This is a genomic window from Photobacterium rosenbergii, assembly GCF_003026455.1.
In the GTDB taxonomy this organism is placed as follows: domain Bacteria; phylum Pseudomonadota; class Gammaproteobacteria; order Enterobacterales; family Vibrionaceae; genus Photobacterium; species Photobacterium rosenbergii.
Genome location: NZ_PYMB01000025.1, coordinates 17,711 through 35,412 on the forward strand (window position 1 = coordinate 17,711; position 17,702 = coordinate 35,412).

Consider the following 17,702-nt stretch of genomic DNA (forward strand, 5'->3'; position numbering starts at 1 on the left):
TGCCCCTTTAATTACAGTTCTGCAGTGACTTTGTTAAGAAGATCAGCGTGCGCATCTTTATCGATAGAACGCTCAATGATTTTCTCAGCACCAATCACAGCCAGAGTTGCAACTTGTTTTCTTAGCTCATCGCGAGCGCGGTTACGTTCGGCTTCGATCTCAGCAAGACCTTGGGCCAGAATTTTGTCACGCTCAGCCAGGGCTTCCGCCTTCGCTTCGTCGATGATCTGAGCTTTGCGCTTGTTCGCTTGCTCTACGATCTCAGTTGCAGTGCGTTTTGCTTCTTTCAGTTGGTCAGAAGCATTGCTCTGCGCCAGGTTCAGGTCTTTGGCAGCGCGATCAGCCGCTGCCAAACCGTCAGCAATTTTTTTCTGACGCTCTTCAATCGCTTCCATGATTGGTGGCCATACATATTTCATGCAGAACACCACAAACATAAAGAAGGCGATAGCCTGACCCAGCAAAGTTGCATTCATATTCACAACGCATCTCCTTAAAAAGGGTTGCTATGGGTCCGTTCGTTCTTTTTGATTAACCAGCTAGCTGGCCAACGAATGGGTTTGCGAATGTGAATAGTAGTGCGATTACGATACCGATCATTGGAACCGCATCAAGCAGACCTGCGATGATGAACATCTTAACTTGTAGCATTGGAGCCATTTCAGGCTGGCGTGCAGCACCTTCAAGGAATTTACCACCTAGAAGGGCGAAGCCGATCGCAGTACCCAGTGCAGCAAGACCTACAATGATGCCCACGGCAATTGCAGAAAAGCTTAGTAAAGTTTCCATCACTATCTCCAGTTTATAGTTGTCGGCTAAAGTGCCAGTAAAAAATTGAATAATTTACAAATAATCGTTAATGATTGTCTTCATGCGCCTGAGACAGGTACACAATAGTCAACATCATAAACACGAATGCTTGAATTGTAATGACTAGAACGTGGAAAATTGCCCACGGTACCGAGCCCAGCCATTGTGCCCACCACGGCATTAGTGCCGCGATTAGGATAAACACCACCTCACCAGCGAACATGTTACCGAACAAACGCATACCTAGTGAAAGCGGCTTCGCCAGTAGCGAAACGATTTCAAGAAGCAGGTTGAACGGGATCATGACCGGGTGATTGAACGGGTGAAGAGCCAGTTCTTTCGCAAAGCCACCGAGACCTTTCACTTTGATGCTGTAGTAAATCATCAAGGCGAAAACGCCCAGCGCCATTGACATGGTGATGTTGACATCAGCACTCGGTACAACCTTAAGGTAAGGAATACCCAACCAATGTTCAGCAGGATACGGAAGAAAATCAATTGGCACCAAGTCCATGATGTTCATCAGTAGAATCCAGCAGAAAATGGTAAGAGCCAAAGGAGCTATCAGCGGGTTGCGGCCATGGAAGGTTTCCTTGACGTTGTCGTCAACGAACTCTACTACCATTTCCACAAAACACTGTAGTTTCCCAGGGACTCCTGATGTCGCTGTTTTTGCAGCCTTACGGAATACCCAAAGAAAGAGTAGACCGGTCAGGGCTGAGAAAAACAGGCTATCTATATGTACCGCCCAGAATCCTTCACCGACTGACAAGTTAGTCAGGTGGTGAGTGATGTAGCCTGACGGCGTTAGCGCTTCACCTGGCGCAGCCATAACTCATCCTATTTGTTGTTGTTAATGAATAAAACCGGCCCAAAGATATTAATACCAAGAGCCAGCAAATAGGTCAGTTTGAGGGGAACAAGTTCCACCTCGACATACAGGTAAACAATGGCAAACAGGATGACCGTGATGAGGATTTTCAGCACTTCGCCACCATAGAATGACGCCATGACCAGACGGGCCTTGCGGGCACCGCTGAACAAAAACGCACAGGTAGCAAAGACAGCATTGGCGATCACAAAGATGCCGCCGCCGATGAGTGCGGAGATTCCCCAGTCAACACTGACAGCAAAAACTGCCATGATTGCCGTTATCAAAACGACGCCAGATTGTAGCAACAGCAACCGCTTCGCCAATTGGCGTCCCGGTCTAACTAGCGCCGATACCATGTATTCGTTCCTCGAGTCCGTTCCACTGCACTTACGACGTGCTGGGAAAACAGCGAAAATTATACGGCTCATTAGATTGAATGCAATCTAATCGCAGCAAAAAAAGATGTTAGATTTTACAACACAATAACTTGATCACGATGTTGTAATTTTTGCAACAAAATATGCACGTTCTACGTCACATTTCGTGACCTAACATTGCAACAATTTGCTCTAACTTGTCGGCTTGATCGAAGCTGATCACGATCTTTCCCTTGCCGTTCTTCTGCTGATTAATCGCCACCTGGGTGCCAAACTGCTCACTTAGCTGGTTTTCTACCGCTTCGATTTGCGGGTTGGCCACCGCCATTTTAGGCTCAGGTTGCGGGGTCAGCATCTTCTTGACCAAACGTTCGGTATCACGAACCGTTAACATCTTGGCCACAACAATTTGTGCCGCTTCTAGCTGGCTTTCATTGGGCAGGGCAAGAAGCGCTCGGGCATGGCCCATTTCCAGCTGCTTTTGCTCTACCATTCGCTTCACTGGTGCTTCCAGCTGGTTAAGACGTAACAAGTTGGATACCGCCGCTCGGGACTTGCCCACGGCTTCAGCAACTTGCTGGTGAGTAAGTGAGAACTCACTCTGCAGCCTTTCCAGTGCCTGCGCTTCCTCAATCGCATTGAGATCTTCACGCTGGATGTTCTCAATCAGGGCAATCGCAACGGTTGCCCTGTCGTTAACATCCTTGATAATACAAGGGACTTTCTGAAGGCCCGCTTGACGCGAAGCACGCCAGCGCCTCTCCCCGGCAATGATCTCAAACTGCTGCGGCGCGGTTTCACGCACCACAATCGGCTGGATAACGCCCTGGGCACGGATTGATTCAGCCAGTTCAGCCAACGCCTCATCCGACATATCTTTGCGCGGCTGGTAGCGGCCCGGTGCCAGTTGGCTGATAGCCAGCTCCTTGAGCGTGCCGTCAGCCGACAATGTTTGTGCTTTGTCAGCCTGTTGCTGTTTCGTTGCAGCAACAGAGCTGGTGGCCAGCAAGGCATCAAGGCCTTTTCCCAGGCCTCGTTTATTCATGTTCATGGTTACCCTTTATGCGTCGACCGCACCGGCATTTTTTGCCAGCTCGTCACGGCGAATGATCTCACCCGCCAAGGCCAGATAGGCTTTGGCACCACTCGAATACTTGTCATAGTACATGGCAGGTCTACCATGGCTAGGTGCTTCGGCAAGACGAACATTACGCGGGATAACGGTGCGATATACCTTGTCGCCAAAATGTTTCTTGAGCTGCTGCGACACTTCGTTCGCCAGTCGGTTGCGCGGGTCGTACATGGTCCGCAGCAATCCTTCAATTTTCAGCTCGCTGTTGACGACAGCGGTAAGTTTACTGATGGTGTCCATCAATGCCGTCAGCCCTTCGAGGGCGAAGTATTCGCACTGCATAGGAACCAGAACAGAGTCTGCTGCTGTCATTGCATTGATTGTAAGAAGGTTTAAGGCAGGAGGACAATCAATAAAGATGAAATCATAGTTATCACGAACTACCTCTAAGGCGTTACGCAGCCTAACCTCACGGGCAAAGACTTCCATCAGTTTGATTTCTGCCGCCGTGACATCACCGTTGGCAGCTATCAGGTGATAGCCGCCAGTGGTGTCGGTGATCACGACATCATTGAACGGGGTTTCTTCGACTAGAAGCTCATAAGCCGTTGCATCGACTTGGTATTTATCCACGCCGCTGGCCATGGTGGCATTACCCTGGGGATCAAGGTCAATGACTAAGACCTTGCGCTGAGTGGCCGCCAATGACGCTGCCAAGTTGACACATGTTGTGGTTTTACCCACGCCTCCCTTCTGGTTGGCTACCGCTATGACTCTTCCCACGAAAAAACCTCATCCATTAATCCTTTGCGTTCAAGATTACTAGATGGCGTTCGCCTTCTAACTCTGGAACTTGCAAAGATTTGACTTCCGTCACAGAACACCATTCCGGCAGTTCTGTCACTTCCTGCTGATTAAATTGTCCCTTGAGCGCCAGGAAATGCCCGTGGCTAGCAGGGAGATGGTGGCACCAAGATACCATATCACTCATTGAGGCAAACGCACGGCTCAGTACGGCATCGAAACCGATCTCAGGCTGGAATTCCTCAACCCGGCTCTGCACCGGAGTGACATTATCGATCTTCAGTTCATGGATCACCTGGCGGATAAAACGGATCCGCTTGCCCAGGCTATCCAATAATGTGAACTGCTTGTCCGGGTTCATGATCGCCAGAGGGATCCCTGGCAGGCCCGGACCGGTACCCACATCGATAAACCGCTCACCGTCAAGGTGAGGGCTTACCACAATACTATCCATAATATGTTTCACCAACATCTCATACGGATCTCGTACCGATGTCAGATTATACGCTTTATTCCATTTATCCAGCATGGCGACATAGCCGACAAGCTGGTCAATTTGCTGTTCTGTGACTGTGAGATCAGTTTGTGCTATCAGTTGCACCAGACGTTGTTTCACAAATTACTCCTATTCGCCTTTTTTCAGCAAGCCTTGCTTCTTGAGGTACACCAATAGCAGGGAAATGGCTGCCGGGGTGATACCTGAAATACGTGATGCCATACCAATGGTTTCCGGTTTGGCGTCGTTCAGCTTGGTAATCACTTCATTCGACAAGCCTTTGACCACGCTGTATTCAAGGTCAAACGGTAGCTTGGTCTTCTCGTGACGCAGGGATTTTTCCACTTCGTCTTTCTGGCGATCGATATAACCTTGGTATTTCACCTGGATCTCAACCTGCTCACTGGCCTGGCTATCTTCGTGGGCCGGGCCAAACATCTCGATGCCGGTAAGCTGGTTGTAAGTCACTTCAGGGCGACGCAGCAAATCTTCACCACTGGCTTCACGGACGATAGGCGTTTTTAGAATTTGGTTTACCGCTTCGACCTGTTCAGAAGTCGGTGTCACCCAAATACCTTTCAATCGCTGGCGTTCCTGTTCCATATTTTCCAGCTTCTGGTTGAAACGCGCCCAGCGCTCATCATCAACCAGGCCAAACTCACGGCCAATCTCTGTTAGGCGCAAATCTGCATTGTCTTCACGCAGCAGGAGACGGTACTCGGCGCGGGAAGTGAACATACGGTACGGCTCTTTGGTTCCCATGGTCGACAAATCATCGATCAGTACGCCCATATAAGCTTGGTCACGGCGCGGGCTCCAGCCTTCGCGATCCTGTGCCAGTAGCGCAGCGTTCATACCGGCCAACAAGCCTTGTGCTGCTGCTTCTTCATAGCCAGTTGTACCGTTAATCTGGCCAGCAAAGAACAGGCCATTGATAAATTTGGTCTCGAAAGTCTGCTTCAAATCACGCGGATCGAAGAAATCATACTCGATAGCATAACCTGGACGGACGATATTGGCGTTTTCGAAGCCTTTCATCGAACGAACGATTTGCATCTGAACGTCAAACGGTAAGCTGGTGGAAATACCGTTCGGGTACAACTCATGGGTGGTCAAGCCTTCAGGCTCGATGAAGATCTGGTGGCTGTCTTTGTCAGCAAAGCGCATCACCTTGTCTTCAATCGACGGGCAATAGCGCGGGCCGATCCCCTCGATCACCCCAGAGTACATCGGGCTACGATCCAAGTTATTACGGATCACATCATGGGTTTTCTCGTTGGTGTGGGTAATAAAGCACGGGATCTGGCGTGGATGATCCGAAGCTTTGCCCATAAACGAGAACAGTGGTGTTGGGTTGTCACCATGCTGTGCCTGCAGCTGGCTGAAGTCAACACTGCGTGCATCGATACGCGGTGGCGTACCTGTCTTAAGGCGATCAACACGGAATGGCATTTCACGTAGGCGTGAAGCCAATGCGATCGACGGTGGATCGCCAGCACGGCCACCACTGTAATTTTCGAGACCGATGTGGATCTTACCGCCTAGGAATGTCCCTACGGTCAAAACGACCGCTTTGGCACGGAATTTAAGACCCATTTCAGTCACTGCACCCACGACACGATCATTTTCAATGATCAGATCGTCAACAGACTGCTGGAACAGCATTAGGTTTGGCTGGTTTTCCAGCACTTCGCGAACAGCAGCCTTGTACAGGGCGCGGTCTGCCTGGGCACGTGTTGCCCTCACAGCAGGGCCTTTAGACGAATTCAAAGTACGGAACTGGATCCCGCCTTTGTCGATCGCCCGGGCCATTAAACCACCAAGGGCGTCAACTTCTTTAACCAGGTGTCCTTTCCCGATCCCGCCGATTGCTGGGTTGCATGACATCTGTCCCAACGTATCAATGTTGTGTGTCAGCAGCAGGGTTTTTTGTCCCATACGCGCTGCCGCCAATGCGGCTTCAGTACCGGCATGGCCGCCACCTACGACGATGACATCAAAATTGTCCTGGTAAAACATGAAACTACCTCGGGTATTCAAAATTGCCAGTGAGTTATCTTTGAGCAAAGGTGCAACATTCTATCCTGTTTCAGTCGTGGAGAGAATCTTTCCTGAAGATCATTTGATCCGAGAGAATGATGCTCTTAAATATATATAAGATCTTTTAAAGAGATCTTCTGTTAGATCTATTATATAGATCGCCCGATCGTGTGGATAAGTGATAAATGATCCTAATGATCATGATGTTAGGGAGGATCATTTGTTGTGGAGCAGCATGGATCTCTACAAGGATTAGCTGGGATCAAAATTGCTAGTTATCAACAGGGGGGGAAGGGCTGATAAGTTATTAAATGGATAACTATCGGTTGATCACCGTTTAGATCTATAGTTATCCACAGAAAAAAGTTTACGGTTCGTAAAACACTGAGTAAATATTTGTGCGTTTTTTGCTCAATTTAGGTGTTTTTTCCAGTTTTCCAACCATGCCTCTGCCGGATCTTCCGGTACCGGATCCTGTGAAACATCAATTTCCAGCCGTTCACCAAGGCGGCTCGCCCCCAATTTTGCCAGTTGTTGATCAATATTCTTGGCTGCGGCACAGAATGTATCGTAACTGGAGTCACCCAGGCCGATTACACCGTAGCGTAAGCGGGAAAGATCCGGCTGTTGGCTGTTCAACTGCTCTACGAAAGGCTGGAAGTTGTCTGGAAACTCGCCTGCGCCATGGGTGGAGCAGACCACCAGCCAAATATGGTCAGTGGAGAGCTGTTCTAATACGGCCTGATTGGTAATTTCGGTGCTGTGGCCGGCTTGTTCGAGCAAGTCACTGAGGTGGTCTGCGACATATTCGGCACCGCCTAGGGTACTGCCGGTAATAAGGGTGATATGGCTCATGGTCTGATACCTGTGTAGATATTCACAACAAATTTATACACAGCATTGTACTGGCTCAGAGCACGGATGAAAGCCTGATCTTGCGGGAAGGGGGATCTTTTTCGAAAGGTTATTCACAGCCTGCCCCGAGGATCCGAAACAGGCTGTGGGAGGGGATCGCGTTGGCGGGATCGATTACTTACCGATACAGAACGAGGTAAAGATCCGGCCGAGTAGATCATCGGAGGTGAACTCACCGGTGATTTCACTCAAGTGCTGCTGGGAGAGGCGCAGTTCTTCGGCAAGGATTTCCCCGGCCATGAAACCTTCAAGCTGCTCTTTACCCGTCTCTAAATGGCTTGCTGCGCGCTCTAGCGCATCGAGGTGGCGCCTACGGGCCATAAAGCCCCCTTCGGTCGTCCCCGCAAAGCCCATGCACTCCTTGAGGTGCTCACGCAGTGGCTCAACCCCATCACCGGTACGGGCAGACAGGCGGATTAATGTTGGGTTGTTGACGTGGCAAATGCCAGTATCTTCACCTGTTAGCTCGACCTTGTTGCGGATCACGGTAATGCCCAGGCCTTCAGGTAGACGCTCGACAAACTCTGGCCAGATCTCGGCTGGGTCGGTGGCGTCAGTGGTAGTACTGTCCACCATGAACAGCACCCGGTCAGCCTGTTGGATTTCTTCCCACGCGCGTTCGATACCGATGCGCTCTACTTCGTCAGAGGCCTCGCGCAGGCCGGCAGTGTCGATGATATGCAGTGGCATACCGTCAATGTGGATATGCTCGCGCAGGACGTCACGGGTGGTACCAGCGATGTCGGTCACAATGGCGCTATCTTTGCCTGACAGGGCATTGAGCAGGCTGGATTTACCGGCATTAGGGCGGCCGGCAATCACTACCTTCATACCTTCGCGCATAATCGCGCCCTGGTTGGCTTCGCGGCGCACCGCATCAAGGCGGTCGATAATACCATTGAGATCGCCCGCGACTTTACCATCTGATAAGAAGTCGATTTCCTCTTCTGGGAAATCAATGGCTGCCTCGACATATATACGGAGGTGGATAAGGGCTTCCACCAGCTCGTTGACACGCACCGAGAAGGCCCCCTGGAGCGATTTGAAGGCACTTTTCGCCGCTTCCTCTGAACTGGCATCAATCAGGTCGGCAATCGCCTCTGCCTGCGCGAGGTCGAGCTTGTCGTTCATGAAGGCGCGCTCCGAGAACTCACCCGGACGTGCTGCGCGGATCCCGTCGATTTCCAGGATGCGGCGGATCATCATATCCATCAATACCGGACCACCATGGCCCTGCAGTTCCAGCACATCTTCGCCAGTAAAGGAGTTCGGTCCTTTAAAGAACAATGCAATACCCTGATCCAATGCCGTGCCGTCTTCGTTCTTGAAGGGCAGGTACTCGGCATAGCGAGGCTTGAGTTCGCGGCCGGCAACAGCAAGGGCGACTTCTTTGGCTTTCGGACCCGAGACGCGGATAATGCCGACGCCGCCACGTCCCGGCGGGGTGGCTTGGGCAACAATGGTATCTGTATGTTCAGTCATAATTTTGGCTTAGCTTGATAAATACGCTGCAATTGTAAACAGAGTAGTGGCGATTGCCCAGCAAAGGCAAGCGCCCGGGGTTAAGGGAATAAAAAAGGCGGCCCGCAGGCCGCCTTTTATCTCAACATGGGTCTGCACTATTTGCTATGCAGGCCTTTCTTCTCCAGCGAGCGGTAAATTAGCGTCTGCTGGATAAGTGTTACGATGTTAGAGACTAGCCAGTACAGCACTAGACCTGACGGGAAGAACAGGAAGAAGAAGGTGAACATCACCGGCATGAAGGTCATGATCTTCTGTTGCATCGGGTCGGTAACTGTTGTTGGGCTCATCTTCTGGATCAGGAACATGGTCGCACCCATCAGGATCGGCAGGATGTAGAACGGGTCCTGTGCTGATAGGTCGTGGATCCAACCGAAGAACGGCGCGTGACGTAGCTCAACTGACTCCATCAGTGCCCAGTATAGGGCGATGAAGATTGGCATCTGTAGCAAGATTGGTAGACAGCCACCCAATGGGTTCACTTTCTCTTTCTTGTACAGTTCCATCATTTCCTGGCTCATGCGCTGGCGGTCGTCGCCCAGGCGCTCACGCATTGCCTGCAGTTTTGGCTGCAGCATACGCATTTTCGCCATAGAGGTGTACTGCGCTTTGGTTAGCGGGTACATCGCACCACGAACGATGAAGGTTAGGATGATGATCGCTAGACCCCAGTTCACCACGATACCTTGGATGAACGACAGTAGGCTGTGTAGTGGGCTTGCGATGAACCATAGCCAGCCGTAGTCAACGGTTAGGTTTAGGTTCTGTGCTGTTGCTGCCATTTGGTCTTGTAGCTTAGGACCAACCCATAGCGTAGCAGTTAGTGACTCCTCACTACCTGGTGCAACAGTGGTTGTTGGCATGCGAACACCGATGTAACCCTGGCCATTACTGGTGCGGGTGTATAGGTTGCTCGCTTGGTCTGCGCGTGGGATCCATGCAGTGACAAAGTAGTGCTGCATCATTGCCGCCCAGCCTTGATTCATATCCAGGTTCAAGTTCTTGTCCTGCATATCGTCGAAGCTGTATTTCTTGTACTTCACGTTGTCGGCTGAGTAAGCACCACCACGGTAAGTCGGCATGGTCAGGCTGCCACCGTCATCCATCAGGTTCTGCTTAAGCTGGGCATACATTTGCACGCTAGCTGGCTGCTCTGATTGGTTGTTGATGGTGTATTCAACATCTACCGCGTAGCTGTCGCGCTTAACGATGATAGTTTTGGTGTAGCTGATACCGTCCTGCTCGAAGGTCATCGGAACACGCAGTTCATCTTGGCCATCTTCCAGCGTAAAGCTGTCAGCAGAAACTTGTAGCTGGGCACGGCCGGCTGCGGTATCGATACCCTGGGCACCGATAAGACCTGATTGAGCCGTGTAGCTGTGGCTTGGGTCATTCTTTAGAAGAACGAACGGGTCTTCCGATTCCAATTCGTTGTCGTAAGCCAGTAGTTTGGCTTCGATGATGTCACCACCAAGCGTATCGACAGTAAGCGCCAGTACATCAGTGTTAATGGTGATAAGGTTGTTTGACGTGCTTTGGTCAGTGATAGGCTGGCCGTCAGCGGAATGCGAAGGGACATCACCACTGTGAGTTACTTGTTGCGCTACACCCTGCGGTTGCGGGTTGCTGTCAGTATTCCACTGCTGGAACAGCAGGAAAGAGACAAACAGTAGGGCAATTAACAGAATATTGCGTTGGGAATCCATCGTTACTTATCTCTGTCGTTATGCTTGGTTGGCGGAACGGGGTCATAACCACCGTCGTTTAAAGGATGACATCTTAATAGACGTTTCGCCGCGAACCAACCTCCTTTTAGTGCTCCGTGCGTTTTTATGGCTTCGATCGCGTATTGGGAACAGGTAGGGGTGAAGCGACAACGCGGCCCGATGAGAGGGCTAATTGCCAGTTGGTAAAAGCGGACTAGTCCAATGACTAGCCACGCGAAGGGCGAGACAGGCGATGCCATAATTTATCTAGCAGCTTGAAAAGTTCTTCGTTGCTCAGTTCACTGGCACTCTTCTTGGCGATAACGACAAAATCCTTCGCCGGCAGATCGTGTTGCTTTTGGCGGAAACTCTCGCGTACGACACGCTTGAATTTGTTACGGCCAACGGCAGTTTTAATCTGTTTCTTAGGGACAGCCAAGCCAAGACGCGGATGGTCAAGGTTGTTATTGCGGGCAAGAATAGTTAAGTGGGGAGAGCCAGCACGATGAGCTTGCTGGAAGACTTGTTTGTAATGTTCGGGAGTTAACAGACGTAACTCCCGAGAGAAAGCGTGCTTACTCAAAATAATCTAATGATTACTTAGAAAGACGCTTACGGCCTTTAGCGCGACGTGCATTGATAGTTGCGCGACCGTTCTTAGTAGCCATGCGTGCACGGAAGCCGTGAGTACGCTTGCGCTTTAGAACTGAAGGTTGAAAAGTGCGTTTCATGGGTTTTACCTTAAATTAACTGATCAGTTTTTAAGTTTGGTTAGAGTTTAGCGACTGTTTTCAGTCGTTGCCTCTAATCAAAGAGGCGGAATTGTAATCACTGACTCTTAAATAGTCAATAATTATGCCCAGCAGAGAACTGCGGGCGCTGAATTATACTTCCTATACGCAGGAGTGCAAGGATCCTTAACGGATCCCGACCTGGCTCAGGAACTTTTTCAGCCTCGGATCTTGCGGGTTACCGAAGATCTGATCCGGTGTACCTTGCTCGACGAAGCTGCCATCGGCCATAAAGATCACTCGATCGGCCACTTCGCGTGCAAATTGCATTTCGTGGGTGACGACCAACATCGTTTGGTGTCGTGTCGCCAGTTTCTGCATCAGGCTCAGCACTTCGCCGACCCATTCGGGATCCAGCGCCGATGTCGGCTCGTCAAACAGCAACAGTTCTGCTTCGAGTGCCATGGCACGGCCGATGCCAACCCGTTGTTGCTGCCCGCCTGATAACGCTGCAGGGTATTGGTCGCCTTTATCGCCTAAGCCGATATCGTCTAGGATTTGCTGCGCCTTGTTATAGGCTTCCTCTTTGTTCCAGCCTTTGACTGTGATCAGCCCTTCGGCAATGTTTTGTCGCGCCGTCAGGTGGGCAAACAGGGCATAGTTCTGGAAGACAAAGCCGGTTTGCCGGCGCAGTGCTAAGATTTCTTTTTGTCCTGCCTTCTGGCTCTCGACCGAGACGTCGCCTAGGGTCAGGTGGCCTTCATCAGCGGTTTCGAGGAAATTGATACAGCGCAGCAGGGTCGACTTACCGGTACCTGATGGGCCGATCACTACTACGATTTCCCCTTTACTGATCGTCAGATCCAAGCCGGAGAAAATCGTCGCATCACCAAAGCGTTTGGTCAGGTTTTCAATCTTAATCATCGTGTATAAGCCCTGTTAAGTTTGGCTTCCGCCCAGTTTTGTACCCGGGTCAGGACAAGGACGATACCCCAGTAAATCAGGGCAACCGCAAGGAAGGCTTCGAAGAACTTGAAGCTTGAAGAGGCTTCCATCTGGGCCGTAGCCATAATTTCTGCCACCCCGAGGGTGAAGGCCAGTGAGGTCGATTTGATCATGTCGATAAAATAGTTCATCAGCGAAGGCAGGGCGACCCGGGTAGCCTGCGGCAGGATGATACGGCGCATTGCTTGCAGCTCGGTCATGCCTATCGACAGGCTGGCTTCCCGCTGGCTGCGGTCGATACCAATAATGGCAGCCCGGATACTCTCGGCCATATAGGCGGCAAAGTGTAGGCTCAGGCCGATAACCGCTGCAGTAAAGGCATCGAGGCCGACAAATACCGGCATCACCTGTGGCAGGCCGTAGTAGAGCAGGAACAGCTGTACTAGTAGCGGGGTGCCACGGAAGAAACTGATATAGAGCTGGCTAAGCTGATCGAGCACCGGGATGCGGTAAATTCGAAGCAGGGCCAGTACCAATGCAATGATCAGGGCAAATACCAGGCCCCAAAGTGCCATTCCCATGGTGGTGCCGAGGTAGTTGAACAGGATCGGCATCAGGGAGAGCATGTAGTCAAAATCAAAACCCATAGTGGTGTCTTCTTATTTACCGTGGTTTATCAGCGACAAAGACCCACCCGGGGGTGAGTCTTGTGAATATGAAGGATAGCGAGCGAACTTAGTGGGTGATATCGGCATCAAACCACTTGATGGAGATTTCAGCCAGGGTGCCGTCCTTGCGCATTGCTTCAAGGGCAACATTGACCTCATCGCGCAGCTTCTCACCTTTTTCACCTTGGACAAATGGCCAGGCGTTTTCAATTTTCTCGAACGGTTCACCTGCCAGCTGTAGCGGTAGGTTAGCTTTTTTGATCAGCTCAAGTGACGACAGGCGGTCCATCACGAATGCATCGGTACGGCCAAGGGCTACATCGTGCTCGATACCGGTATCGTAGGTTTTGATTTTAATGCTGCCATCAGTATCAAGCTGGCGTAGTAGCTGCTCGTAGTTCGAGCCTAGGTTAACACCGACTGTTTTGCCGTCGAGATCATCCGTGCTGGTGATCTTGTCATTGCCTTTGCGTACGACAAGCTGTGCGCCATCAACTACGTAAGGTTCTGAGAACAGGTATTTACCTTTACGCTCTTCAGTCATGGTGATTTGGTTGGAAATGGTGTCGATACGACCGGTTTCCAATAGACCGAACAGACCTGAGAAGTTAGCGGTAACAAACTCGACATTGTAGTCATTGCGTTTGCCGATTTCGTTCCACAGATCGACCTCAAAGCCTTGTAGCTGATCTTGCTTAACAAAAGTAAAAGGGAAATAGCGTCCTGACATTCCTACTTTTACATCGGTGGCAGCCATCGCTGTTTGGCTAACAGACAAGGTTAGGGCGATTGCAGTCAATGAAGTGATTACCCAGCTTTTCATCCTGTTTACTCCTCAGGTTGCTGTGATGATATTCTGTTGGAGTCATCCTATCTGTTAATAATAGGTTTCCATAAATAACTTGGAGTTATTTTAAATAACAAAAAGTATGAGTGTTGAATGGCTGATGTTCATGGATTTGTGGGTAAGCAGGGGTAAAATTGTGGTGATCACACGTATAATTGTGCGATCTATGTGAATAAGTCGGATCTTATTCACTTGATCTGCGATCTCTTTGCTGGCGATCCTGAGCCAGCGGGTATAAAATTGCATCCCTTTTTGTGTTTTGTTATTCAGTGTGGAGTCGAGCTTGTCATCTTCGCTTTGGTTGCAGTGCCTTCAACGCCTTCAAGAGGAACTCCCTGCAACAGAATTCAGTATGTGGGTTCGACCGCTTCAAGCCGAGTTGAGCGACAATACGTTGACCCTGTTCGCCCCCAACCGCTTTGTGCTGGATTGGGTGCGTGATAAGTACCTCAACAACATCAACCGCCTGCTCAATGAGTTTTGCGGAAACGATATGCCGATCCTGCGCTTTGAGGTCGGGAGCAAGCCTGTTGTTGCTCCGCCGCCGCAGCCGGTATCGCCACCGCCTACACTGAGCCCGGCGCCTGCCGCAGCGGCTCCGGCACCTTTGGTTGAAGACGATGCGCCTTCTCGTATCTGGGAGCCAGCACCGTCGCCGGTCCAGCCTGAATCGCAGTCCGGTTACCGTTCGAACGTCAACCCCAAGCACAACTTCAACAATTTTGTTGAGGGTAAGTCGAACCAATTGGGCCTAGCGGCTTGTCGCCAGGTAGCCGATAATCCTGGAGCGGCGTATAACCCGTTGTTCCTCTACGGTGGTACTGGCCTCGGTAAAACTCACTTGTTGCACGCAGTAGGCAATGCCATTGCCGATCGCAAGCCCAATGCCAAAGTGGTGTACATGCACTCCGAGCGCTTTGTCCAGGATATGGTCAAGGCATTACAGAACAATGCCATCGAAGAATTCAAACGCTACTACCGTAGTGTCGACGCCTTGCTGATCGATGACATCCAGTTTTTTGCCAACAAGGAGCGCTCGCAGGAAGAGTTCTTCCACACGTTCAATGCGCTACTGGAAGGCAATCAACAGATCATCCTGACTTCCGACCGTTACCCGCGAGAAATTAATGGGGTAGAGGACCGCCTCAAATCACGTTTCGGCTGGGGCCTGACGGTGGCGATTGAGCCGCCGGAATTGGAAACCCGTGTGGCGATCCTGATGAAGAAGGCCGAGGACCACAATATCCGCCTGGCAGACGAAGTGGCATTCTTCATTGCCAAGCGTTTGCGCTCCAATGTCCGTGAGTTGGAAGGGGCACTGAACCGTGTCATTGCCAACGCCAATTTTACCGGCCGGGCAATTACGATTGATTTTGTCCGTGAGGCACTGCGTGATTTGCTAGCCTTGCAGGAAAAGCTGGTCACGATTGATAATATTCAAAAGACCGTGGCCGAGTACTATAAAATTAAGATGGCTGATATGCTATCCAAGCGCCGTTCCCGCTCTGTTGCCCGCCCGCGCCAGATGGCGATGGCGCTGGCCAAGGAGCTGACTAACCACAGCTTGCCGGAGATTGGCGATGCCTTTGGTGGCCGGGACCATACCACGGTGCTACACGCGTGCCGCAAAATTGAGCAGCTGCGTGAGGAAAGCCATGACATCAAAGAAGATTATTCTAACCTAATAAGAACACTGTCATCTTAATATGAAATTTACAGTTGCACGCGAACAGCTTCTAAAACCCCTGCAGCAGGTCTCTGGTGCATTGGGTAGCCGTCCTTCATTGCCGATCCTCGGCAATATTCTGTTGGTTGTCGAGCAGGGTTGCCTATCGATGACAGGTACCGATCTCGAAGTTGAGATGATTGCCAAGCTGGCCTTGGAAGGCGACTTCGAAGAAGGGGCCGTGACCGTACCGTCGCGCAAGTTCCTCGATATCTGCCGAGGCTTGCCTGACAGTGCCAATATTGCTATTTCCCTTGAAGGGGACCGTGCGATTATCCGCTCTGGCCGTAGCCGTTATACGCTATCGGTACTACCAGCTGCTGATTTCCCCAATATCGAAGACTGGCAGAGCGAAGTCGAAATTACCCTTCCTCAGGGCCAGATGCGCCAGTTGATCGACAGCACCCAGTTCTCGATGGCTCACCAAGATGTGCGCTATTACCTCAACGGTATGCTGTTTGAGACCGATGGCCAGTTGCTGCGTTCGGTGGCAACGGACGGTCACCGGATGGCTGTGTGTTCGGTGGCAACCAGTGCCGAACTGCCAGCCAAGCAAATCATTGTTCCTCGCAAAGGGGTCATGGAGCTGATGCGCCTGCTTGATAGCCCTGATGAAGAAGTGCGCTTGCAGATCGGCCACTCCAATATCCGTGCCGAGGTGAACAATTTCGTATTCACTTCTAAGCTGGTAGATGGCCGTTTCCCTGACTATCGCCGCGTAATGCCACAGAACAGCACCAAGGTTGTGGAAGCGAGCTGTGATGAACTGCGTAAGGCTTTCTCTCGTGCGGCAATCTTGTCGAACGAGAAATTCCGTGGTGTCAGGCTCAACCTGTCACAGGGTGAGATGCGCATTACTGCCAACAACCCAGAGCAGGAAGAAGCCGAAGAGTTCCTGGATGTTGACTATGAGGGCGAGCCGCTCGAGATTGGTTTCAATGTGAGTTACGTGCTTGATGTGCTTAACACCCTCAAGTGTGAGCAAGTACGTTGGTCGCTGACGGATGCTAATGCCAGTGCACTGTTGGAAGACAGTGCCAGCGGTGATGCCATGTACGTGGTGATGCCAATCAGGCTATAAGGTCATGTCGTTAACACGTCTGATCGTCAAAGATTTCCGCAATATTGAAGCCTGTGACTTGTCATTGTCACCAGGCTTCAATTTTCTTGTTGGTGCCAACGGCAGCGGCAAGACCAGTGTGTTGGAGGCGATCCATTTTCTCGGCCATGGCCGTTCTTTCCGAAGTCACCTGACAGGAAGGGTGATCCGCCATGACCAGCAAGAGCTGTTTGTCCATGGCCGCTTGCAATCTTCTTCGGCGATAGAGCTCCCTGTTGGGATCAACAAAAAGCGCGATGGTACCACCGAGCTAAAAATCGGCGGGGAAGGGAGTCAGAAATTGGCTCAGCTCGCCCAGTTGTTACCGCTGCAACTGATCACGCCAGAAGGGTTCGATTTACTTATTGGTGGTCCGAAGTTTCGCCGCTCATTTATTGATTGGGGGGTGTTTCACGTGGAACCCCAGTTTTATCATGCCTGGGCGCGGGTAAAACGGCTGACCAAACAACGTAATGCTTTGCTCAAAACGGCCAGGCATTACCGCGAATTGAGTTACTGGGATCAGGAACTCAGCGTATTGGCTGAAGAGATTTCGCAATGGCGGCATGATTATCTCGAAGCCGTAAAACAAAAAGCCAAAGAGATCTGCGAAGTCTTTTTGCCTGAATTTGATATCCAACTCGGGTACTACCGGGGTTGGGAAAAAGACACCCCTTATGCTGAACTGCTTCAGCGTAATTTCGAACGGGATAGCCAATTGGGCTACACCGCCAGCGGCCCGCATAAAGCGGACTTGCGGGTGAAGGTGGCCGGCACCCCAGTAGAGGATGTGCTTTCCCGCGGTCAGCTCAAGCTGATGATGTGTGCTTTGCGCCTTGCGCAAGGATTGCACCTGACCGAAGCAACGGGTAAGCAGTGTATATATTTAATTGATGATTTTGCTTCCGAGCTGGATAGCCATCGTCGGGCACTGTTGGCGCAACGGTTGAAAGAGACCGGGGCGCAAGTCTTTATCAGTGCGATCAGCATTGACCAAATAGCGGAAATGCATGATGAAAATGGCAAGATGTTTCATGTGGAACACGGTAAAATAACCGCAGGATAAATTAA

At 51.0% G+C, this 17,702-nt stretch carries 20 protein-coding genes; 3 read left to right on the top strand and 17 right to left on the bottom strand.

Features of this window, described 5'->3' with window-relative positions; all coding sequences use genetic code 11:
- Positions 1-11: 11 nt before the first annotated feature.
- The 17 genes from atpF to C9J01_RS25180 form a co-directional block, all read right to left on the bottom strand.
- A complete protein-coding gene (atpF, locus tag C9J01_RS25100) occupies positions 12-482 on the bottom strand; it encodes a F0F1 ATP synthase subunit B (RefSeq protein WP_039468204.1) in 471 nt (156 codons plus the stop codon).
- A 49-nt stretch (positions 483-531) separates the two neighbouring features.
- Complete coding sequence (gene atpE / locus C9J01_RS25105; protein WP_005302247.1) at positions 532-789, bottom strand: F0F1 ATP synthase subunit C; 258 nt, start codon at positions 787-789, stop codon at positions 532-534.
- 67 nt (positions 790-856) lie between these two features.
- Complete coding sequence (atpB, locus tag C9J01_RS25110; protein WP_039468196.1) at positions 857-1,642, bottom strand: F0F1 ATP synthase subunit A; 786 nt, start codon at positions 1,640-1,642, stop codon at positions 857-859.
- A gap of 8 nt (positions 1,643-1,650) precedes the next feature.
- The gene (locus tag C9J01_RS25115) at positions 1,651-2,040 is read right to left on the bottom strand and encodes a F0F1 ATP synthase subunit I (protein WP_107300836.1); all 390 of its coding nucleotides are present in this window, start codon (positions 2,038-2,040) and stop codon (positions 1,651-1,653) included.
- A gap of 178 nt (positions 2,041-2,218) precedes the next feature.
- The gene (locus C9J01_RS25120) at positions 2,219-3,106 is read right to left on the bottom strand and encodes a ParB/RepB/Spo0J family partition protein (protein WP_170114933.1); all 888 of its coding nucleotides are present in this window, start codon (positions 3,104-3,106) and stop codon (positions 2,219-2,221) included.
- Between the two features lie 15 nt (positions 3,107-3,121).
- Positions 3,122-3,916 carry a ParA family protein gene (locus C9J01_RS25125; protein ID WP_107300838.1) on the bottom strand — a complete coding sequence of 265 codons (795 nt, stop codon included), beginning with the start codon at positions 3,914-3,916 and terminating at the stop codon, positions 3,122-3,124.
- A gap of 16 nt (positions 3,917-3,932) precedes the next feature.
- Positions 3,933-4,553, bottom strand: a complete 621-nt coding sequence (gene rsmG, locus C9J01_RS25130) for a 16S rRNA (guanine(527)-N(7))-methyltransferase RsmG (protein ID WP_107300839.1) — start codon at positions 4,551-4,553, stop codon at positions 3,933-3,935.
- A gap of 9 nt (positions 4,554-4,562) precedes the next feature.
- Positions 4,563-6,452, bottom strand: coding sequence for a tRNA uridine-5-carboxymethylaminomethyl(34) synthesis enzyme MnmG (gene mnmG, locus C9J01_RS25135; protein WP_107300840.1), 1,890 nt, complete (start codon positions 6,450-6,452; stop codon positions 4,563-4,565).
- Between the two features lie 432 nt (positions 6,453-6,884).
- Complete coding sequence (gene mioC, locus C9J01_RS25140) at positions 6,885-7,328, bottom strand: FMN-binding protein MioC (protein ID WP_107300841.1); 444 nt, start codon at positions 7,326-7,328, stop codon at positions 6,885-6,887.
- Between the two features lie 174 nt (positions 7,329-7,502).
- Positions 7,503-8,870 carry a tRNA uridine-5-carboxymethylaminomethyl(34) synthesis GTPase MnmE gene (gene mnmE, locus C9J01_RS25145; protein WP_107300842.1) on the bottom strand — a complete coding sequence of 456 codons (1,368 nt, stop codon included), beginning with the start codon at positions 8,868-8,870 and terminating at the stop codon, positions 7,503-7,505.
- Positions 8,871-9,007: 137 nt separating this feature from the next.
- Positions 9,008-10,615 carry a membrane protein insertase YidC gene (gene yidC / locus C9J01_RS25150; protein ID WP_107300843.1) on the bottom strand — a complete coding sequence of 536 codons (1,608 nt, stop codon included), beginning with the start codon at positions 10,613-10,615 and terminating at the stop codon, positions 9,008-9,010.
- Positions 10,616-10,617: 2 nt separating this feature from the next.
- Positions 10,618-10,875, bottom strand: a complete 258-nt coding sequence (gene yidD, locus C9J01_RS25155; RefSeq protein ID WP_107300844.1) for a membrane protein insertion efficiency factor YidD — start codon at positions 10,873-10,875, stop codon at positions 10,618-10,620.
- Positions 10,842-11,198, bottom strand: coding sequence for a ribonuclease P protein component (gene rnpA / locus C9J01_RS25160; RefSeq protein WP_107300845.1), 357 nt, complete (start codon positions 11,196-11,198; stop codon positions 10,842-10,844). Before rnpA ends, yidD begins: the two co-directional genes overlap by 34 nt.
- A gap of 13 nt (positions 11,199-11,211) precedes the next feature.
- On the bottom strand, positions 11,212-11,346 hold the full coding sequence (gene rpmH / locus C9J01_RS25165; RefSeq protein WP_004411068.1) for a 50S ribosomal protein L34: 135 nt from the start codon (positions 11,344-11,346) through the stop codon (positions 11,212-11,214).
- Between the two features lie 186 nt (positions 11,347-11,532).
- A complete protein-coding gene (locus C9J01_RS25170) occupies positions 11,533-12,270 on the bottom strand; it encodes an amino acid ABC transporter ATP-binding protein (RefSeq protein WP_107300846.1) in 738 nt (245 codons plus the stop codon).
- Entirely contained in the window at positions 12,267-12,938 is a 672-nt protein-coding gene (locus C9J01_RS25175; protein ID WP_107300847.1) for an amino acid ABC transporter permease, read from the bottom strand. The genes C9J01_RS25170 and C9J01_RS25175 overlap by 4 nt, the downstream gene beginning before the upstream one ends.
- A gap of 88 nt (positions 12,939-13,026) precedes the next feature.
- On the bottom strand, positions 13,027-13,782 hold the full coding sequence (locus C9J01_RS25180; RefSeq protein WP_107300848.1) for an amino acid ABC transporter substrate-binding protein: 756 nt from the start codon (positions 13,780-13,782) through the stop codon (positions 13,027-13,029).
- Between the two features lie 307 nt (positions 13,783-14,089).
- On the opposite strand from C9J01_RS25180, the gene dnaA reads away from it, so the two are divergent.
- The 3 genes from dnaA to recF are packed head-to-tail and all read left to right on the top strand — an operon-like array spanning position 14,090 to position 17,697.
- Positions 14,090-15,511, top strand: a complete 1,422-nt coding sequence (gene dnaA / locus C9J01_RS25185; RefSeq protein WP_107300849.1) for a chromosomal replication initiator protein DnaA — start codon at positions 14,090-14,092, stop codon at positions 15,509-15,511.
- A 1-nt stretch (position 15,512) separates the two neighbouring features.
- Complete coding sequence (dnaN, locus tag C9J01_RS25190) at positions 15,513-16,613, top strand: DNA polymerase III subunit beta (RefSeq protein WP_107300850.1); 1,101 nt, start codon at positions 15,513-15,515, stop codon at positions 16,611-16,613.
- Between the two features lie 4 nt (positions 16,614-16,617).
- Positions 16,618-17,697: a DNA replication/repair protein RecF gene (gene recF, locus C9J01_RS25195; protein ID WP_107300851.1), complete on the top strand. Its 1,080-nt coding sequence runs from the start codon at positions 16,618-16,620 to the stop codon at positions 17,695-17,697.
- The last annotated feature ends 5 nt before the right edge of the window (positions 17,698-17,702 follow it).